The organism is Enterobacter sp. Ap-867 (genome assembly GCF_011752855.1).
Taxonomy (GTDB): domain Bacteria; phylum Pseudomonadota; class Gammaproteobacteria; order Enterobacterales; family Enterobacteriaceae; genus Cedecea.
Window position 1 is genome coordinate 82,074 of sequence record NZ_VWWS01000002.1, and the last position, 14,937, is coordinate 97,010.

The following is a 14,937-nucleotide window of genomic DNA, read 5'->3' on the forward strand; positions in this document are numbered from 1 at the left end:
GTTATCCTTGCGCGGTCGAGCCGTGCAACTCTTTTGTGGAACCAGAACAAACCACAGAGGAAACCTCATGAGTACTTCAGGCGTTGCAATTATTGGTGCGGGACTGGGCGGGCTGGCGCTGGCTCAGGGCCTGAAAAGCCATGGAATCAGCGCCACCGTTTACGAGGCAGATCCGGCGCCCGACAGCCGTATCCAGGGCTACCGGATTAGAATCGACGCCCAAGGGCAGCAGGCACTTGCCAGGGTGTTGCCTCCTGCGCTTTATCAACTCTTTCGACAAACGGCCTCGGTAGCCAGTACGGAAGGACGTTTTTTGGATAGAACCGGACAACAGGCTAATGGCCGTCAGCCTGAAGGCTGGCATCGGGCTGAACAAAACCCCGATCTTGCCCCAGATTTAAGCATTCATCGCCAGACCCTGCGGGAAATCCTGATGTGTGGCCTCGAGGGGGCTCTGCGCTACGGCCACGCTTTAGAGGGTTACCATCAGGAAAGTGAAGGCCGGGTAGGGCTAAGGTTTGCTCATACGGCTGACGCAAGCTGCCAGCTTCTGGTCGGCGCGGACGGTATCAATTCACGGGTCAGGACACAGCTTGCCCCTGATGCCGCGCCGGCGGATTCGGGCTATCTCTGCCTGTATGGCAAAAGCGCTTTAACGGTGGAGAAGGCGTTGTACGAAGGCACTAACGTGCTGTTTTGCGACGGATTCAGCGCCATTATTGATGAAATGCGCTTTCGGCAGGATTTTACAGCGCTCGCGGCAAAGGCGGGTTTTAACGGCAGTCTCACGCAGACCGAAGATTATCTTTACTGGGCGCTGATCGGCCCCGGTTCACGGTTAGCTGTTCCCTTAGACAGCTTGTCTCTTCCCCCGATGCTGCAAAAGCTTATACAACGGACTTTGCCAGAACATATTGCGACGCTGCCGGTCCGCTACGGCAATTCGAATATTGTCTGGCAGCCCGGAAACGTCACCCTGCTGGGCGATGCCGTCCACGCCATGAGTCCGGCCGGTGGCATAGGGGCTAATACTGCGTTGAGAGATGCCGCCGATCTTGCCACCGCGCTTCACGGCAAGGGCCTGTCCGGTTTAGCTGAATATGAACGCCTGATGCTTGCCAGAGGCAAAGCGGCCGTGGCAGATTCCGCCGTGGCGGCTGCAAAGCTTTCCGGCTAGATAAACTGCCGGTACTCATGGCACAAAAGCAGGTCCGGGGAGGTATCTTCGGTAAGGGTGCTGAAGCGCTCAAGCGGTTTTAAAAAGCGATTGTCGTGGTCGTCATCGTTGACCATCGACACTTCGCCGACCAGCACGTCGCCGTAGCCCGGCTCAGCCCAAAAGCTGTGGTACATCTCCGGCACCAGGCTGATGCTTTCTCCGGGCGATAAGCGCAGCTGGCTGCCCGCCGCGTGCGTCTGGCGGCAGCCGTCAATCACCACCGTGATGTCTGTTTCGTCAGGCTGTTCGAAGGGATCTGACTGCCACAGTTCGACAATCAAGTTCCCGCCGCCGCGGTTGATAATGTCCTCCTGTTTGCTCCAGTGAAAATGCATCGGCGTCATCTGGTTATCACGCACGTGCATGACCTTCTCTGCGTAGGATTTGGCGTAGGGCGCGCCTTCCGGCGAGCCATTGCGCAGGGTAAACAGCGTCAGGCCCATGGTCAGGAAGTCGCCGCCGCCGAAGTCGGTGATGTCCCACCCGAGTTTCAGATCGAATACCTCCTGCCAGCTGCGGGGGTTAACCTGCAGCCATTTTTGCGGCGAGAAGCTGGCGAACGGGGGCAGTTGCACCCCGTGGCGGGCAAAAAACTGCCGGGTTTCATTCAGGTACTGATTGACCTCGGAGCGTTTCATCTGGCCTTCCTTTGATGTGGACCCTCACCCTAACCCTGGAAGGGAGAGAGGACTAACCATTTTCGCCCTCTCCCCTTTGGGGAGAGGGCCGGGGTGAGGGGCAAATTACTTCACCGTCCACCCTTTGTAGCTGCCGATATTGCTCTTATCGATCATCGTCACCGGGATCAGCACCGGGCCTTTTGGCGCGGGTTTACCCTGCAAAATGTCATAGCCAATCTCAACCGCTTTCGCCGCCATCACCTGCGGATCCTGGGCCGGGGTCGCCACAAACAGCGAGCTGCCGCCGCGCTTCAGGGCTTCTTCACCGTCCGGGCTGCCGTCCACGCCGACAATAAAGAACTCGTTACGTTGAGCCTGTTTTGCCGCCAGATCGGCCCCGATCGCCGTCGGATCGTTGATCGCAAACACGCCGTCGATCTTCGGATTTGCCGCCAGCAGCGAGGTCATCACTTCCAGGCCACCTTCGCGGCTGCCCTTAGCATTCTGGTTAGACGAAAGGATCTTAATGTCCGGGTGTTTTTTGAATTCGGTTTCGCAGCCCTCAACGCGGTTCTGTACGGCGGAAACCGGCGGCCCGTTAATGATCACCACATTGCCTTTGTCTTTCAGGCGATCCGAAATGTATTTACAGGCCATTTGCCCGGCCTGAGTGTTATCGGAAGTGATCGTGGCATCGGCGCCGTCTGCCGCAACGTCCACCGCCACAACGACGATCCCGGCGTCTTTCGCGCGTTTTACCGCCGGGCCGATCCCTTTGGAATCCGCGGCGTTAAGAATGATCATGTCCACCTTCGCGGCAATGAAGTTGTCGATCTGCGCCACCTGCTGGCCGAGATCGTAGCCGCTGGAGACCAGCGTCACTTTCACGTTATCACCGGCGAGCTTGCGGGCTTCCAGCTCGGCACCTTTGGTGATCTGCACGAAGAACGGGTTGGCGAGGTCGCCCACCGTCACGCCGATCGACTTTAACTCTTTCGCCTGGGCAAACGGCGCGCCTGCGATCATTGCACCAGCCAGTAACGCAGTAACTATAGGTTTCAAACGCATGCTGTTTTCCTCACTCGTAGGGTAGGGTTTTGTTGTTATGCACTTTGATTGTGACGGGTACGGTATTTGTCGATCAGCACCGCTATGATGATCACCGCCCCTTTGATCACCAATTGCCAGAAATAGGAGACGCCCATCAGCGTCATGCCGTTGTTGAGCGTGGCGATAATCAGCGCCCCCACCAGCGTGCCGGTGATGGTGCCAATCCCGCCCACGAAGCTGGTTCCGCCGAGGATAACGGCGGCGATGGCGTCCAGCTCGTAGCCCACGCCGAGGTTACCGTTGGCGCTGTAGAGCCGTGACGCACTCATGATGCCGCCCAGGCCGGAAAGCAGCCCGCTCATGCCGTACACGAACAGCAGCACCATCCACACTTTGATGCCGGTCAGGCGTGCCGCCTGCATGTTGCCACCCACCGCATAAATATGAACGCCCAGCGTGGTGCGGCGCAGAATGAACCAGCACACCGCAATCACCAGCAGGGCGATAACCACCAGCCACGGCACCGGGCCAAGATAGGCGTTGCCAATCCACTCGAAATTAATGTTGGAGTTAATCACCGTCGTGCCGTCGGCCAGCAGATACGCCGCGCCGCGCAGCGCGGTATAGGTGCCGAGCGTGACGATAAACGGCGGTAGCTCGGCCCAGGCGACCAACATGCCGTTAAACAGCCCCAGCCCGGTGCCCATCAACAGCGCCGCCGGAATCGACAGGCCTTCCCAGCCAGGCATCAGCGACACCACCATCGCCGTGACGGCGGTGGTGCCGAGGATAGATCCGACGGACAGGTCGATGCCGCCGGTCAGAATGATGAAGGTCATCCCTGCCGCCAGCACGATGTTAATGGACGACTGGCGAGCGATATTGAGCAGGTTAGATTCGGTGAAGAAGTTAGGGGCGACAAAGCCAAAGACGGCAATGATGAGCACCAGAATCGGCAAAATACCGACGGTTTGCATCAAATCGCCGAACAGGGCTTTTTTGAGCGAGGCGGATTTTGCCACCGGTTGCGTGCCTGAGTTAGTCATGGTGCACCTCTTTCTTATGGGCCTCGGTCACGCCGGTAGCCAGGGTCATAATATTTTCTTGTGTAATGTCGTGGCGCAGCAGCTCGCCGGCAATGCTGCCTTCGCGCATGACGTACACCCGGTCGCTCATGCCCACCACTTCGGGCAGCTCGCTGGAAATCATTAAAATGGCCACGCCCTGGCGGGCCAGCTGGTTCATGATGCGGTAAATTTCGCTTTTAGCCCCCACATCCACGCCGCGCGTTGGCTCGTCGAGGATCAGGATGCGTGGGCCAATGGCAACCCAGCGGGAAATCAGCAGTTTTTGCTGGTTGCCTCCGGAAAGACCCCCGGCACGAACCTGCGCGTGAGGGACGCGAATATTCAGCAGGCTGATGGCGTCGTCTGAAATGGTCTGGGCTTTTTTGCGGTCGAGCATGCCGAAGTGGGCGTCACGCTCAAGCGTGGCCATGGTGATGTTGTCCTGCGCGGCCAGCTCAAGGAACAGCCCCTGCTCTTTGCGGTTTTCGGTCAGGAAGCCAATGCCGTGCTGAATCGCCTCGCGGGGGGAATGCAGCGTCACAGGCTGGCCGTCGATCTCAATCGATCCGCCTGCGGGTTTGCGTACGCCGAAGATCAACTGCGCCAGCTCTGAACGTCCCGCGCCTACCAGCCCGGCCAGGCCGACTATTTCCCCGGAGCGAACGTGCAGGCTGACGGGCTGCACTTTGCCGTTGTCCGTCAGGTGATGAACATTCAGGCGCGGGCTGCCCAGCGGGATATCACGCTCTTTGTTAAACAGGTCGCTAAGGGGCCGACCCACCATCATTTTCACCAGCTCGCTGGCGTTCAGGTTTTCGCGCGTCAGGCTGCCGACATACTGGCCGTCGCGCAGCACGCTGACCCGGTCAGACAGCTCATAAATCTCTGCCATGCGGTGGCTGATGTAGATAATCGCCATGCCTTCATCGCGCAAGCGGAAAATCAGCTCAAACAGGCGATGCGTTTCGCGAGAGGAGAGGGCGGCGGTGGGTTCATCCATCACCAGAATACGGCTGTTGCGCTGGAGCGCGCGGGCAATCTCAACCTGCTGCTGCTCGGCAATGGTGAGCTTCATCACGAGGTCGGTGGCTTTGAACTGCGCGCCGAGGCGGTCAATCACCGCCTGCGCCTGCTGTACCATCTCTTTGCGCTGCACGAGGCCGCCGCGCGCTAGTTCGCTGCCGAGGAAAATGTTTTCCGCCACGGTGAGATTTGGCGCGAGCTGCATCTCCTGGTAGATCAGCGTGATGCCCGCGTTGAGGGCATCTTTGGGGCCTTTGATGGCGTAGGGCTCACCGTCAATAAGCACTTCGCCGCTGGTGGCGATGTAAGCCCCGGCAAGGATCTTCATCAGGGTACTTTTGCCAGCGCCGTTCTCGCCCATTAGTGCATGGATTTCACCGGGAAAGACCGTTAAATCGACGCCTTTAAGCGCATAAAATTTGCCAAACGACTTGGCAATATTGCGCATTTCCAGAATGGGGACTCTGTTCATGGTGCGGCGCCTGTGGTGGTTATTTATGAGGCCAGTCAACCACGCGCCGGTAAATGCAAAATGTCAGCGGCCGTTCATATTTGTCATAGAGTTGAATAGTTAACCTGGATCACATTCCCGGTGTGGAAATATTTATCAAAATTCGTGCAATGCTTAACTGGAGTGAATATGTGGCCCTCACCCCGGTTCTCTCCCTGAAAGGGAGAGGGGGAAAGACGATGTGCAATGCTTTGGCCTCAGTCCGTATTTGGGGAGAGGTTACCCCCTTTTTCCCAGTGCCACTTGGGAAGAGGTTACCCCCTTTTTTCCCTCTCCCCTCTGGGGAGAGGGTCAGGGTGAGGGGAAAAAAACAACCACGGAGCCCCTATGACCCAGCCTCGTCCGTCCTTCTTCGCCAGCGCCCGTGGCCGCCTGCTGTTTTTCAACCTGCTGGTAGTGGCGGTCACGCTGATGGTTTGCGGCGTGGCGGTGCTCGGCTTTCAACACGCCAGCCGCCTCCAGGAACAGGTGCAGGGGCAAACGCTGCTCGACATGTCCGGCAGCATGGAGCTGGCGCGCGACACCTCCAACGTGGCGACGGCGGCGGTCAGGCTTTCTCAGGTCGTCGGCGCGCTGGAATATCAGAGCGAAGCGGAAAGCCTGAAACAGACCCAGCTTTCGCTGCAAAACTCGCTTTCTCATCTGGCTACCGCGCCGCTGGCCCGGCGTGAACCGCAGCTGGTCGGCCGGATCATCTCCCGCAGCAACGAGCTGGAAAGCAGCGTCACCAACATGCTGGTGATGGGGCACCGCCGCCACTTGCAGCGCAACCTGCTGCTAAGCGCCCTGTACCAGAACCAGAGCTATCTTGAGCACCTGCAGGAGGTTAACGCGCGCGAAGGGCTGAACGTGCCGGATGCCGCGCTGCTGAAAGAGATGGATCGCCTGATGCTGGTGGCGATTCAGTCTTCCTCGCCGAGGCCGGCGGTACGCCAGCTGAGCGAAGTGATGCGGCTTCTGCCCGAACGAGCGCCGTCGCCGCTGGCGGACAGTATTTTGCAGCAGTTCAGAAGCGGCCTTCAGCAGCTGCCACCGCTCTCCGCCCAGCTTGAGGAGAGTGACCTGGGCATCGCCTGGCACATGTATCACATCAAAGCGCTGGTGGCTTTTCTGAATCAGGACATCAACCTGTACGTGCAAAAAGTCGGGGAAGAATCCCGGCAGCGCAGCCAGCAAAGCCACCGGGATTTGCAGTCCATTATCGCCTTTATCGGCCTGTTCGCCCTGCTGGCGCTGGTGATCACTGGCTTCGCCGGGCTGTATATCTACCGCAACCTCGGCTCTAACTTAACGGCCATTTCCCAGGCGATGACGCGGCTGGCGAAGGGTGAAAAAGAGGTCAGCGTGCCCGCGCAGCAGCGGCGCGATGAGCTGGGTGAACTGGCCAGGGCGTTTAACGTCTTTGCCCGCAATACGGCGTCGCTGGAGCACACTTCACGCCTGCTGAAAGAGAAAAGTACCCTGCTGGAAACCACCTTCCACGCCATGCGCGATGGCTTTGCGCTGTTCGACAGCGACGGTTTCCTGGTGGTGTGGAACCAGCAGTACCCGCTGCTGCTGGGGCTGGATCCGCAGCGCCTGCAGCGCGGCCAGCACTATCTTGGGCTGCTCAAACAGGTCACGCCGCTTCAGGAACACATGCTCGGCAATCTCTCCCGACCTCTGCCAAAGCCGCAGGAACTGAGGCTGGCGGACGGGCGCACCATCGAGCTGCGCTTTAGCCCGGTGCCGGGGCGGGGCATGGTGAACGTGGTGCTGGAGCGCAGCGAGCGCAAGGCGCTGGAGGAGGCGCTGGTGCACAGTCAAAAAATGAAGGCGGTGGGGCAGCTCACCGGCGGCCTGGCGCACGACTTCAACAACCTGCTGGCGGTGATCATCGGCAGCCTGGAGCTGACCGCGACAGACTCACCGGACGCCGTGCGCATTCAGCGCGCGCTGAAGGCCGCCGAACGTGGCGCGCAGCTTACCCAGCGGCTGCTTGCCTTTTCCCGTAAGCAATCGCTGCACCCGCGTGCGGTGGCGATGAAAAGCCTGCTGGAAAACCTCGACCCGCTGATGCGCCACTCTTTGCCCGCCCACCTCACGCTTGCTGTTGAAGCCCAGCAGCCCGCCTGGCCCGCGTGGATCGACGTCAACCAGTTGGAGAACGCGATCATCAACCTGGTGATGAACGCCAGGGATGCGATGGAAGGTCGCAGCGGGGAAATTAAGATCCGCACCTGGAACCAGCGCGTGGTGCGTGGCGAAGGGCACAAACAGGATATGGTGGTGATTGAAGTGGCCGACACTGGCCACGGCATGACGGACGAAGTGAAAGCGCAGGTGTTTGAGCCGTTCTTTACCACCAAACAGACCGGGAGCGGCAGCGGGCTGGGGCTGTCGATGGTTTATGGCTTTGTGCGCCAGTCCGGCGGACGAGTGCAGATTGAAAGCGAACCCGGCAAAGGGACTCGGGTCATACTGCAACTGCCTCGTGCGTCTGCGGAGGTGCAGCCGGAAGCCTTGCCGCTGGCCGGTGAACAGGCTGATATCGCCGACCAGCTTGTGCTGGTGCTTGAAGACGAGCCGGACGTGCGCCAGACCCTGTGCGAACAGCTGCACGAGCTGGGTTACCTGACGCTGGAAGCCAGCGACAGCCAGCAGGCGCTGGAGTTAATGGCTGAGGTACCGGACATCGGCCTCGTGATCAGCGACCTGATGCTGCCCGGCGAGCTAAGCGGCGCGGATGTGCTGCAGCAGGCTCGCCGCCACCATCCTCACCTGGATTTGCTGCTGATCAGCGGGCAGGACCTTCGCCGCAGCGAACAGCACCTGCCCGACGTGGAGCTGCTGCGTAAGCCGTTTACCCGAGCGCAGCTTGCTGAGGCGCTACGTAAAGCGCGGGCAGGAAACAGGCGCGGGCAAGCGTAGCCGCACCCTGAGCGCCATTGAAGGCCGAGGAAGACGCGTCGATAAAGCGCACGGCATCATGCGGCAAAGGACGGCGCAGATAGCGTTTCGTCTGTGCCACCAGCGCCTCGCGCGGAAAATCGACCATATCCATCACTCCGCCGCCGAGGATCACTGCATCCGGGTCGAACAGGTTGATGCTGGTGGCGATGGCGCGCGCCGCGTGGTCGAGCAGGGCAGCGACAAACGGCGCCTGGGCGGCAAAGGTAAACAGCTCGCCAATTTCATACGTTTTCGGGCTGGCGTCGTACCAGCGTTTCAGGGCTATCCCCGAGCACACCGTCTCCAGACAGCCAGCATTGCCGCAGCCGCAGGTCAGGTGCATATCGCCCTGCGGAATATGGCCCAGTTCCCCGGCAACGCCGTGGGCGCCGGTCCAGGGGGCGCCGTTCAGCCAGACGGCAAAGCCCATGCCGGTGCCGAGATAAGCCCCCAGTACCTGCTGATGCTGCAGGCCGTTTTGCGCGACATCGAAAGAGAGCTGCAGGTTTACATCCCGAGAAAACTCGACCGGGCAGCCGAGAGCATCCTCCAGCTTACCTGCCAGCTCGTTCAGTTCCAGCGCGGAAAGCGGCAAATTTGGGGTGGAGATGATCGTCCGCTTGTCTTTGCCCACCAGCGCCGGGAACCCCATCACCATGCCGCGGCAGCGGGCGTGAAGGCTGCCTAGCCGCTCGTTCAGCAGATGGGCTATCCCGCAGACCACGCCCCCTGCGATAATGTCTGCCGTGCGCTGTTTTTCACAATGCAGCACCGTGCCGGACTCGTCCTGCAAACACAGGCGGATATGGGTGGCGCCCATATCCACTCCGGCCACCACGTTAAGCGGTTTTGGCATGGGGCATAACCTCGTCTTTGGCCGCCAGGATCTGCTCGCTCATCACCTGCCAGGCCTCGTCGATATCCCGGGCGTGGTTAAACAGCCCGGAAGTGCCGACGATAAACACATCTGCCCCGGCGGCCATGAGTCGTTCATAGGTTGCCGCGTTGCAGGAACCGTCAATTTCAATCTCGTAGCTCAGCCCTTCGCGCTCGCGCCAGGCTTTCAGCTCGGCCACTTTGTCCAGCATTTCCGGGATAAACGGCTGGCCGGCAAACCCTGGGTCAACGGTCATCACCGTCACCTTGTCTGCCTTATGAATGTAGTACTTCATCGCCTCAACCGGCGTTTCCGGGTTCAAAATCAGGCCAACTTTCATGCCGTGGCGGCGAATCTCTTCGATGAGGCGGAAGGCCTGGCCGTTAATGGTTTCCGGGTGCAGGGTGATAATGTCCGCTCCGGCCTCCGCCAGTGGGACGATGTAATCCTGCGGACGGGTGACCATTAAGTGGCAGTCCAGCGGCTTACTGGCAAGCTTCCTGACCTGGCCGACGAAGAACGGGGACAGCGTCAGGTTCGGCACAAAGTGACCGTCCATAATGTCGATATGGAAGTAGTCCGCGTGCAGGTCGATAAACGCAATCTGTTCCTGGAATTTTGCCAGATCCATGCACATCAACGAGGGGGAAATTTTCATTACAAGCTCCTGTAAATCTATGGATTTCTGACAGCGGGTGCGGCCAACGCATCTGCCGTTCTTATTTACTGATTAACCGATCCAGGGCCACCGCAGCGATGATAAGCCCGCCCATCACCACCAGTTGGTAATAGGTTTGTACCTGGAGAATATTGAGCCCGTTGTTGATGGTGCCGATGATCAGGCCGCCAATCACCACCGAGAAAATCCGGCCCTTGCCGCCGAAGAAGCTGGTGCCGCCGATGATGGCGCTGGCGATGGCGTAGGTTTCAAACCCCATGCCTGCCAGCGGCTCTGCCGCACCAAGACGCGCGGTTGAGACCACGCCCGCCAGCCCGGCGCAGATGCCGGAGATGATGAACACCACCAGCATGTGGAACTTCACGTCGATGCCGGAGTAGAACGCCGAGTTCTTATTGCCGCCGAGGGCGTAAATATTGCGGCCCAGGCGCGTGCGGGTGGTCAGGAACCACAGTATCCCGGCGACAATCAGCGAGAAGATCACCGGCACCGGAATGCCGAGCGGCGTGGCGGCGAAGAAATTCACGAAATCGAACGAGAAGCCGTACACCGAGTTGGCATCAGAGATAACCAGCGTGATGCCGCGGAAAATGGCGTTGGTGCCGAGGGTGATGATGAACGGATGCAGCCCCGTCCAGTTCACCAGGCAACCGTTAATCGCCCCCAGCAGCCCGCCGACAATCACGCCGCCAATCAGCGCCGCAAGGAACGGATCGACGCCCGCCAGCATCAGTTTGGCAGTGACCATGCCGGAAAGTGCCAGAATCGCGCCCACCGACAGATCGATCCCCGCCACCAGAATGGCGAAGAACTCCCCCATCCCGATAAGCACCGTCACCGAGCTTTGCACAAAGATGGCGCTGATGTTGCTGGCCGTCAGGAAGTACTCAGCGGAGAGCGTGCCGAAGATGGCGACGATAATCGCGAGGATGAAGAAGGTGCCGTATTTGTCCCAAAACTGGGCGAAATTGAACGGTTTTTTCTCGCTTTCTTCGCGTTTCATTCTTGTGGTAATGCCCATGCCATAATCTCCTCTTCGCTGATATCGTCGCGATTGTTCAGGATTTGCGTCAGTCGCCCTTCGCAGAACACGGCAATGCGGTCGCAGACGGCGATAATTTCGGGAAGCTCAGACGACACCATCAGGATGACTTTTCCGTCATCCGCCAGCTGGCGCATCACTTTGTAGATTTCGGCCTTCGCGCCGACGTCGATGCCGCGCGTAGGCTCATCGAAAATGATCACTTCCGGGTTACAGCACAGCCACTTAGAAATCAGCACCTTCTGCTGGTTGCCGCCGGAAAGCTCGGTAATGTTCTGGTCGACGCTGTGGCACTTCAGCGCCAGCAGCTGGCGCTGGGCTTCGGCGGTCTGGCGCTCCTCGGCTTCGTTAAACAGGCCCATCGCGCCTTTGTAACCGCCGCGCTTGAGGCTCTGGCTGACGGCCATGTTCTGCGCGATGGAGAAGTTGGCGAAAAAGCCGTTATCGCGGCGGCTTTCGGTGATGTAGCCCATGCCTTTTTTCAGCGCGTCCATCGGTGAGCTCGGCGAGATATTTTTGCCGTTAAGCAGAATTTCCCCGGACGAACGTTTGTCCACGCCAAACAGACAGTCCATCAGCTCGGTACGCCCGGAGCCGACGAGGCCGGAGAAGCCCAGGATCTCGCCCCGATTCACGCTGAACGAAATATCTTTTACTTTTTTGCGGTCGCGGCTGCTGACGTTCTTCACTTCAAACACCACGTCAGGCTCCACGTTCCCGGCGCTCTCTTTCATCGCGCTAAAGCGGTTTTGCAGCTCGCGGCCAACCATCAGGCGCACAATGTCATCGTTGGAGACGTCGCTGACCTGGCCGCTGCAGACGCTGCTGCCGTCTTTCATTACCGTGTAGCGGTCGCAGATGCGGCGGATTTCGGCGAGCTTATGGGAGATGTACACCATCGCCGTGCCTTCTTTCCGCAGCTGGTTCATGATGAGAAACAGATAATCGACTTCTTTATTGGTTAAAGAAGAGGTCGGCTCATCCATAATAATGACTTTGGCGTCCAGCATTAATGTTTTGGCAATTTCTAACATTTGCTTGTGACTGATGGATAAATTACCCACCTTTTCATCGAGATCCACTTTTAAGCCGACACGTAAAAGCATCATCGCGGCGCGAATACGCATCTCTTTCCAGTCAACAATATTAATCCCGAAGATTTTTTTAGTGGTATGACGGCCAATATAAAGATTTTCTAAAACTGTTAATTCATCAATGACGCTGAGTTCTTGATAAATAATCCCAATGCCGAGCTGTGCCGCTAATTTATGATCAAGTTTTTCATAATTAACGTCATTAATCGTAATGGTGCCTTTGGTCGGTTCGTGAATACCCGACAGGACTTTCATCAGGGTTGATTTACCTGCACCATTTTCCCCGAGCAGCGCGTGAATTTCGCCGGGAAATATTGTTAAATCAACCGATTTTAATGCGTGAACCGGACCAAAGGATTTGCCGATCCCCGCCATTGCAATGTATGGCGTGACCATGACGAGCCTCAATCATTTTTAGCGAAGGTTTCCCCTCACCCTAACCCTCTCCCCACAGGGGAGAGGGGACGGTACCGAGCTGATGTTGGTTTTCTCTCTCATCCCGAAAGGGAGAGTGAATAACTGCTGCCACTGCTTTTCTTTTAGTACTCTTTTCGCCCCTTTGCCCGCGGGGGAGAGCTACCCCTTTTTTCACTTTCTCCCTATGGGAGAGGGCCACTCAGTCTTTCTCCCTCTCCCCTTTGGGGAGAGGGCTGGGGTGAGGGGATAAAGCCACTCAAACCTTAACTATTTCGTCACCAGCACCGAATCCACCAGGCTAAACTGCGGGGCCTTATCCAGCGCAATCACCTTGCCCGTTTTCGCCGCATCTACCAGTAGCTTCAGGCCTGTCGCGCCGATATCCGCCGGGTTCTGCGCCACGGTGGCGGTCATCTGCCCGTCAGCCACCATCTTGCGGGCTTCCGGGATACCGTCGGTGCCGACCACCAGAATTTTCCCGGTCTTCCCGGCGTTAGCCACCGCCTGAGCGGCACCCATCGCCATGGTGTCGTTCGCGCAGTAGAAGGCTTTCAGGTTCGGGTTACGCTGCAGCACGTTGGTGGCTACATCGAGCGCCTTGATGCGGTCCCAGTCGGCGGGCTGGCTGGCAACCAGTTTGATCTGGCTGGCTTTCTTAAAGGCATCGCTGGCGCCTACGCGGCGGGCTTCGCCGGAGGCGTTACCTGCTTTGCCCTCGATGATGGCGACGTCGCCGCCTGCGGCACCGAGCTTATCGATGATGAAGCCTGCGCCCTTCGCGCCGACCGCCACGTTATCGGTGGTGACAAAGGCTTCGACGTTGCCGCCGGCTTTTTTCAGGTTATCCATATCGATTTTTTCATCGAGGTTGACCAGGTAAATGCCTTTTTTCCAGGCATTCGCGACCGGCACCACGAGGTTGACCGAGGAGAGCGGCGCAAAAGCGATGCCTTTGTATTTCTTATTGGTTAAATCTTCAAAAAGCTGTAATTGCGACTGGAAATCCCCCTCCGAAGGTGAAGCAAAAATATCTACGCTAACGCCCAGCGTTTTGGCTTCATCTTCAATACCTTTTTTCATATCCACCCAATAAGGGTTGGATAATGTTTTTAATACCACCGCATAATCGGCAGCCGCAAAAGCGCTGGTGGATAACATCAGGCCCATAGCAGCGCCGCTGAATATTTTCAGATATTTATTCATAATAATATTCTCAGTGTAGGGTACAGTCAGATCCCGCTGAGGCGGGATCTCTTTTTTACTTCAGCGCCCCTGGGGAAAAGAAATCCACAATTGCGCCAGTTTTTTGCATATTTAATGTTGCCTGTTCAATATTTTGCTGTGCGACTGAAACAAAAAATGCATCGAGTAACGTTAATTGTAATATACGCGCCGAGGCGTTACGGCCCAATAAAGGTGTCTCCGGTGCGGGCGAACAAATAATAAAGTCAGCCAGTCGGGCAATCGGCGAATGATAGCTATGAGTAATACAAATTATTTTTGCGCCGTTCTTTTTCGCCAGCTCCACCGCCGCTTTTAAATCACCGGTTCGCCCCGAATGGGATACCACCAGCACCACATCACCTTCTTTTAGCAGCGAGGCCGACATCATCATGATGTGGGCATCCTGGTAAGCCTGGCAGCGCACGCCAATGCGCAAAAACTTATGCTGAATGTCGTTACAAATGGCGTTTGAGCCCCCCACGCCGTACAAATCCCGCTGTTTTGCCTTCGCGAAGTAGCGCGCCGCGCGGTGGATTTCGTCCACGTTGACGATCGACTGCCCTTCCATAATGGTGCGCAGGGTGATGTTAAACACCTTGTTGACCACATCCTGCGGCGCTTCGTCGAAGGCAAGTTCGGTCGGCAATACCTGCTCTGACTCGGAAAAGTAGGTGACCAGCGCGCTGCGCAGGTTACGGAAGCCGCTGAACCCCAGCAGCTTCGAGACTTTAACGATCATCGCTTCCGACACCGCAAGGGCTTCGGCAACGTCTTTAATGGCCGGGGCATCGCTCAGATTACCGGGCTTCAACAACCAGTCGACGATGCGGCTTTCGTTGTCCGTCATCCCCTCCTGCTTCATGCGCAGCCAGGGGGCAAGGCCGATGCCGAACGGCGGCTGTGAATCAATATCTGACTGACTCATCCTGTTCTCTCGTGTCCGTAGAGTGAAGACGCCACTATAACACCACAGCATGTGCAGAAAATATGCTGCATACTTCACAAAAATAATTAATTCATAAAGTTTTACTTTTTGTGAAGTTAGGTGAATGCGTAAATTTATTTATTTTCATGAAAAATAATGAATTAGTTTAATTTTTCTCGTTAGTGGAAGTCGTTTTATGACGCCAGAGTGACAAGTTGATGCATTGTGTTGTGAAGAGAATCGGTGTAGAAATGGCCA

12 protein-coding genes are annotated in these 14,937 nt (G+C 57.5%); 2 read left to right on the forward strand and 10 right to left on the reverse strand.

The genetic code is table 11. The features are described 5' to 3' along the window. Positions 1–67: 67 nt before the first annotated feature. Positions 68–1,177 carry an FAD-dependent monooxygenase gene (locus tag F3J26_RS07910; protein ID WP_166993116.1) on the forward strand — a complete coding sequence of 370 codons (1,110 nt, stop codon included), beginning with the start codon at positions 68–70 and terminating at the stop codon, positions 1,175–1,177. Here the strand turns inward: F3J26_RS07910 and F3J26_RS07915 are convergent. The 4 genes from F3J26_RS07915 to F3J26_RS07930 form a co-directional block, all read right to left on the reverse strand. Further along, positions 1,174–1,857, reverse strand: coding sequence for a D-lyxose/D-mannose isomerase (locus F3J26_RS07915; RefSeq protein WP_166993120.1), 684 nt, complete (start codon positions 1,855–1,857; stop codon positions 1,174–1,176). The two genes, F3J26_RS07910 and F3J26_RS07915, sit on opposite strands and share 4 nt — an antisense overlap. Positions 1,858–1,962: 105 nt before the next feature. Next, positions 1,963–2,907 carry an ABC transporter substrate-binding protein gene (locus tag F3J26_RS07920; RefSeq protein WP_008455755.1) on the reverse strand — a complete coding sequence of 315 codons (945 nt, stop codon included), beginning with the start codon at positions 2,905–2,907 and terminating at the stop codon, positions 1,963–1,965. A 35-nt stretch (positions 2,908–2,942) separates the two neighbouring features. Beyond that, positions 2,943–3,935, reverse strand: coding sequence for an ABC transporter permease subunit (locus tag F3J26_RS07925; protein WP_166993123.1), 993 nt, complete (start codon positions 3,933–3,935; stop codon positions 2,943–2,945). Further along, positions 3,928–5,451: an ATP-binding cassette domain-containing protein gene (locus F3J26_RS07930; protein WP_166993126.1), complete on the reverse strand. Its 1,524-nt coding sequence runs from the start codon at positions 5,449–5,451 to the stop codon at positions 3,928–3,930. The genes F3J26_RS07925 and F3J26_RS07930 overlap by 8 nt, the downstream gene beginning before the upstream one ends. Before the next feature lie 366 nt (positions 5,452–5,817). On the opposite strand from F3J26_RS07930, the gene F3J26_RS07935 reads away from it, so the two are divergent. Then, the gene (locus F3J26_RS07935) at positions 5,818–8,400 is read left to right on the forward strand and encodes an ATP-binding protein (protein ID WP_166993129.1); all 2,583 of its coding nucleotides are present in this window, start codon (positions 5,818–5,820) and stop codon (positions 8,398–8,400) included. Here the strand turns inward: F3J26_RS07935 and alsK are convergent. The 6 genes from alsK to F3J26_RS07965 form a co-directional block, all read right to left on the reverse strand. Next, entirely contained in the window at positions 8,333–9,277 is a 945-nt protein-coding gene (gene alsK, locus F3J26_RS07940; protein WP_166993132.1) for an allose kinase, read from the reverse strand. The two genes, F3J26_RS07935 and alsK, sit on opposite strands and share 68 nt — an antisense overlap. Next, positions 9,261–9,956, reverse strand: a complete 696-nt coding sequence (gene alsE, locus F3J26_RS07945; RefSeq protein ID WP_008455746.1) for a D-allulose 6-phosphate 3-epimerase — start codon at positions 9,954–9,956, stop codon at positions 9,261–9,263. Before alsE ends, alsK begins: the two co-directional genes overlap by 17 nt. Positions 9,957–10,017: 61 nt before the next feature. Continuing rightward, on the reverse strand, positions 10,018–10,998 hold the full coding sequence (alsC, locus tag F3J26_RS07950) for a D-allose ABC transporter permease (RefSeq protein WP_038476559.1): 981 nt from the start codon (positions 10,996–10,998) through the stop codon (positions 10,018–10,020). Further along, a complete protein-coding gene (gene alsA, locus F3J26_RS07955; protein WP_166993135.1) occupies positions 10,977–12,509 on the reverse strand; it encodes a D-allose ABC transporter ATP-binding protein AlsA in 1,533 nt (510 codons plus the stop codon). Before alsA ends, alsC begins: the two co-directional genes overlap by 22 nt. Before the next feature lie 288 nt (positions 12,510–12,797). Then, positions 12,798–13,733 (reverse strand): D-allose transporter substrate-binding protein, encoded by a 936-nt coding sequence (alsB, locus tag F3J26_RS07960; protein WP_008455741.1) that lies wholly within the window; start codon positions 13,731–13,733, stop codon positions 12,798–12,800. 55 nt (positions 13,734–13,788) lie between these two features. Next, the gene (locus F3J26_RS07965) at positions 13,789–14,679 is read right to left on the reverse strand and encodes a MurR/RpiR family transcriptional regulator (protein WP_008455739.1); all 891 of its coding nucleotides are present in this window, start codon (positions 14,677–14,679) and stop codon (positions 13,789–13,791) included. Positions 14,680–14,937: the final 258 nt, after the last annotated feature.

Excerpts from the sequence above, each read along its gene's own strand:
- F3J26_RS07910 (WP_166993116.1), top strand. The coding sequence starts at position 68 with ATGAGTACTTCAGGCGTTGCAATTATTGGTGCGGGACTGGGCGGGCTG.
- F3J26_RS07915 (WP_166993120.1), bottom strand. The coding sequence starts at position 1,857 with ATGAAACGCTCCGAGGTCAATCAGTACCTGAATGAAACCCGGCAGTTT.
- F3J26_RS07920 (WP_008455755.1), bottom strand. The coding sequence starts at position 2,907 with ATGCGTTTGAAACCTATAGTTACTGCGTTACTGGCTGGTGCAATGATC.
- F3J26_RS07925 (WP_166993123.1), bottom strand. The coding sequence starts at position 3,935 with ATGACTAACTCAGGCACGCAACCGGTGGCAAAATCCGCCTCGCTCAAA.
- F3J26_RS07930 (WP_166993126.1), bottom strand. The coding sequence starts at position 5,451 with ATGAACAGAGTCCCCATTCTGGAAATGCGCAATATTGCCAAGTCGTTT.
- F3J26_RS07935 (WP_166993129.1), top strand. The coding sequence starts at position 5,818 with ATGACCCAGCCTCGTCCGTCCTTCTTCGCCAGCGCCCGTGGCCGCCTG.
- alsK (WP_166993132.1), bottom strand. The coding sequence starts at position 9,277 with ATGCCAAAACCGCTTAACGTGGTGGCCGGAGTGGATATGGGCGCCACC.
- alsE (WP_008455746.1), bottom strand. The coding sequence starts at position 9,956 with ATGAAAATTTCCCCCTCGTTGATGTGCATGGATCTGGCAAAATTCCAG.
- alsC (WP_038476559.1), bottom strand. The coding sequence starts at position 10,998 with ATGGGCATTACCACAAGAATGAAACGCGAAGAAAGCGAGAAAAAACCG.
- alsA (WP_166993135.1), bottom strand. The coding sequence starts at position 12,509 with ATGGTCACGCCATACATTGCAATGGCGGGGATCGGCAAATCCTTTGGT.
- alsB (WP_008455741.1), bottom strand. The coding sequence starts at position 13,733 with ATGAATAAATATCTGAAAATATTCAGCGGCGCTGCTATGGGCCTGATG.
- F3J26_RS07965 (WP_008455739.1), bottom strand. The coding sequence starts at position 14,679 with ATGAGTCAGTCAGATATTGATTCACAGCCGCCGTTCGGCATCGGCCTT.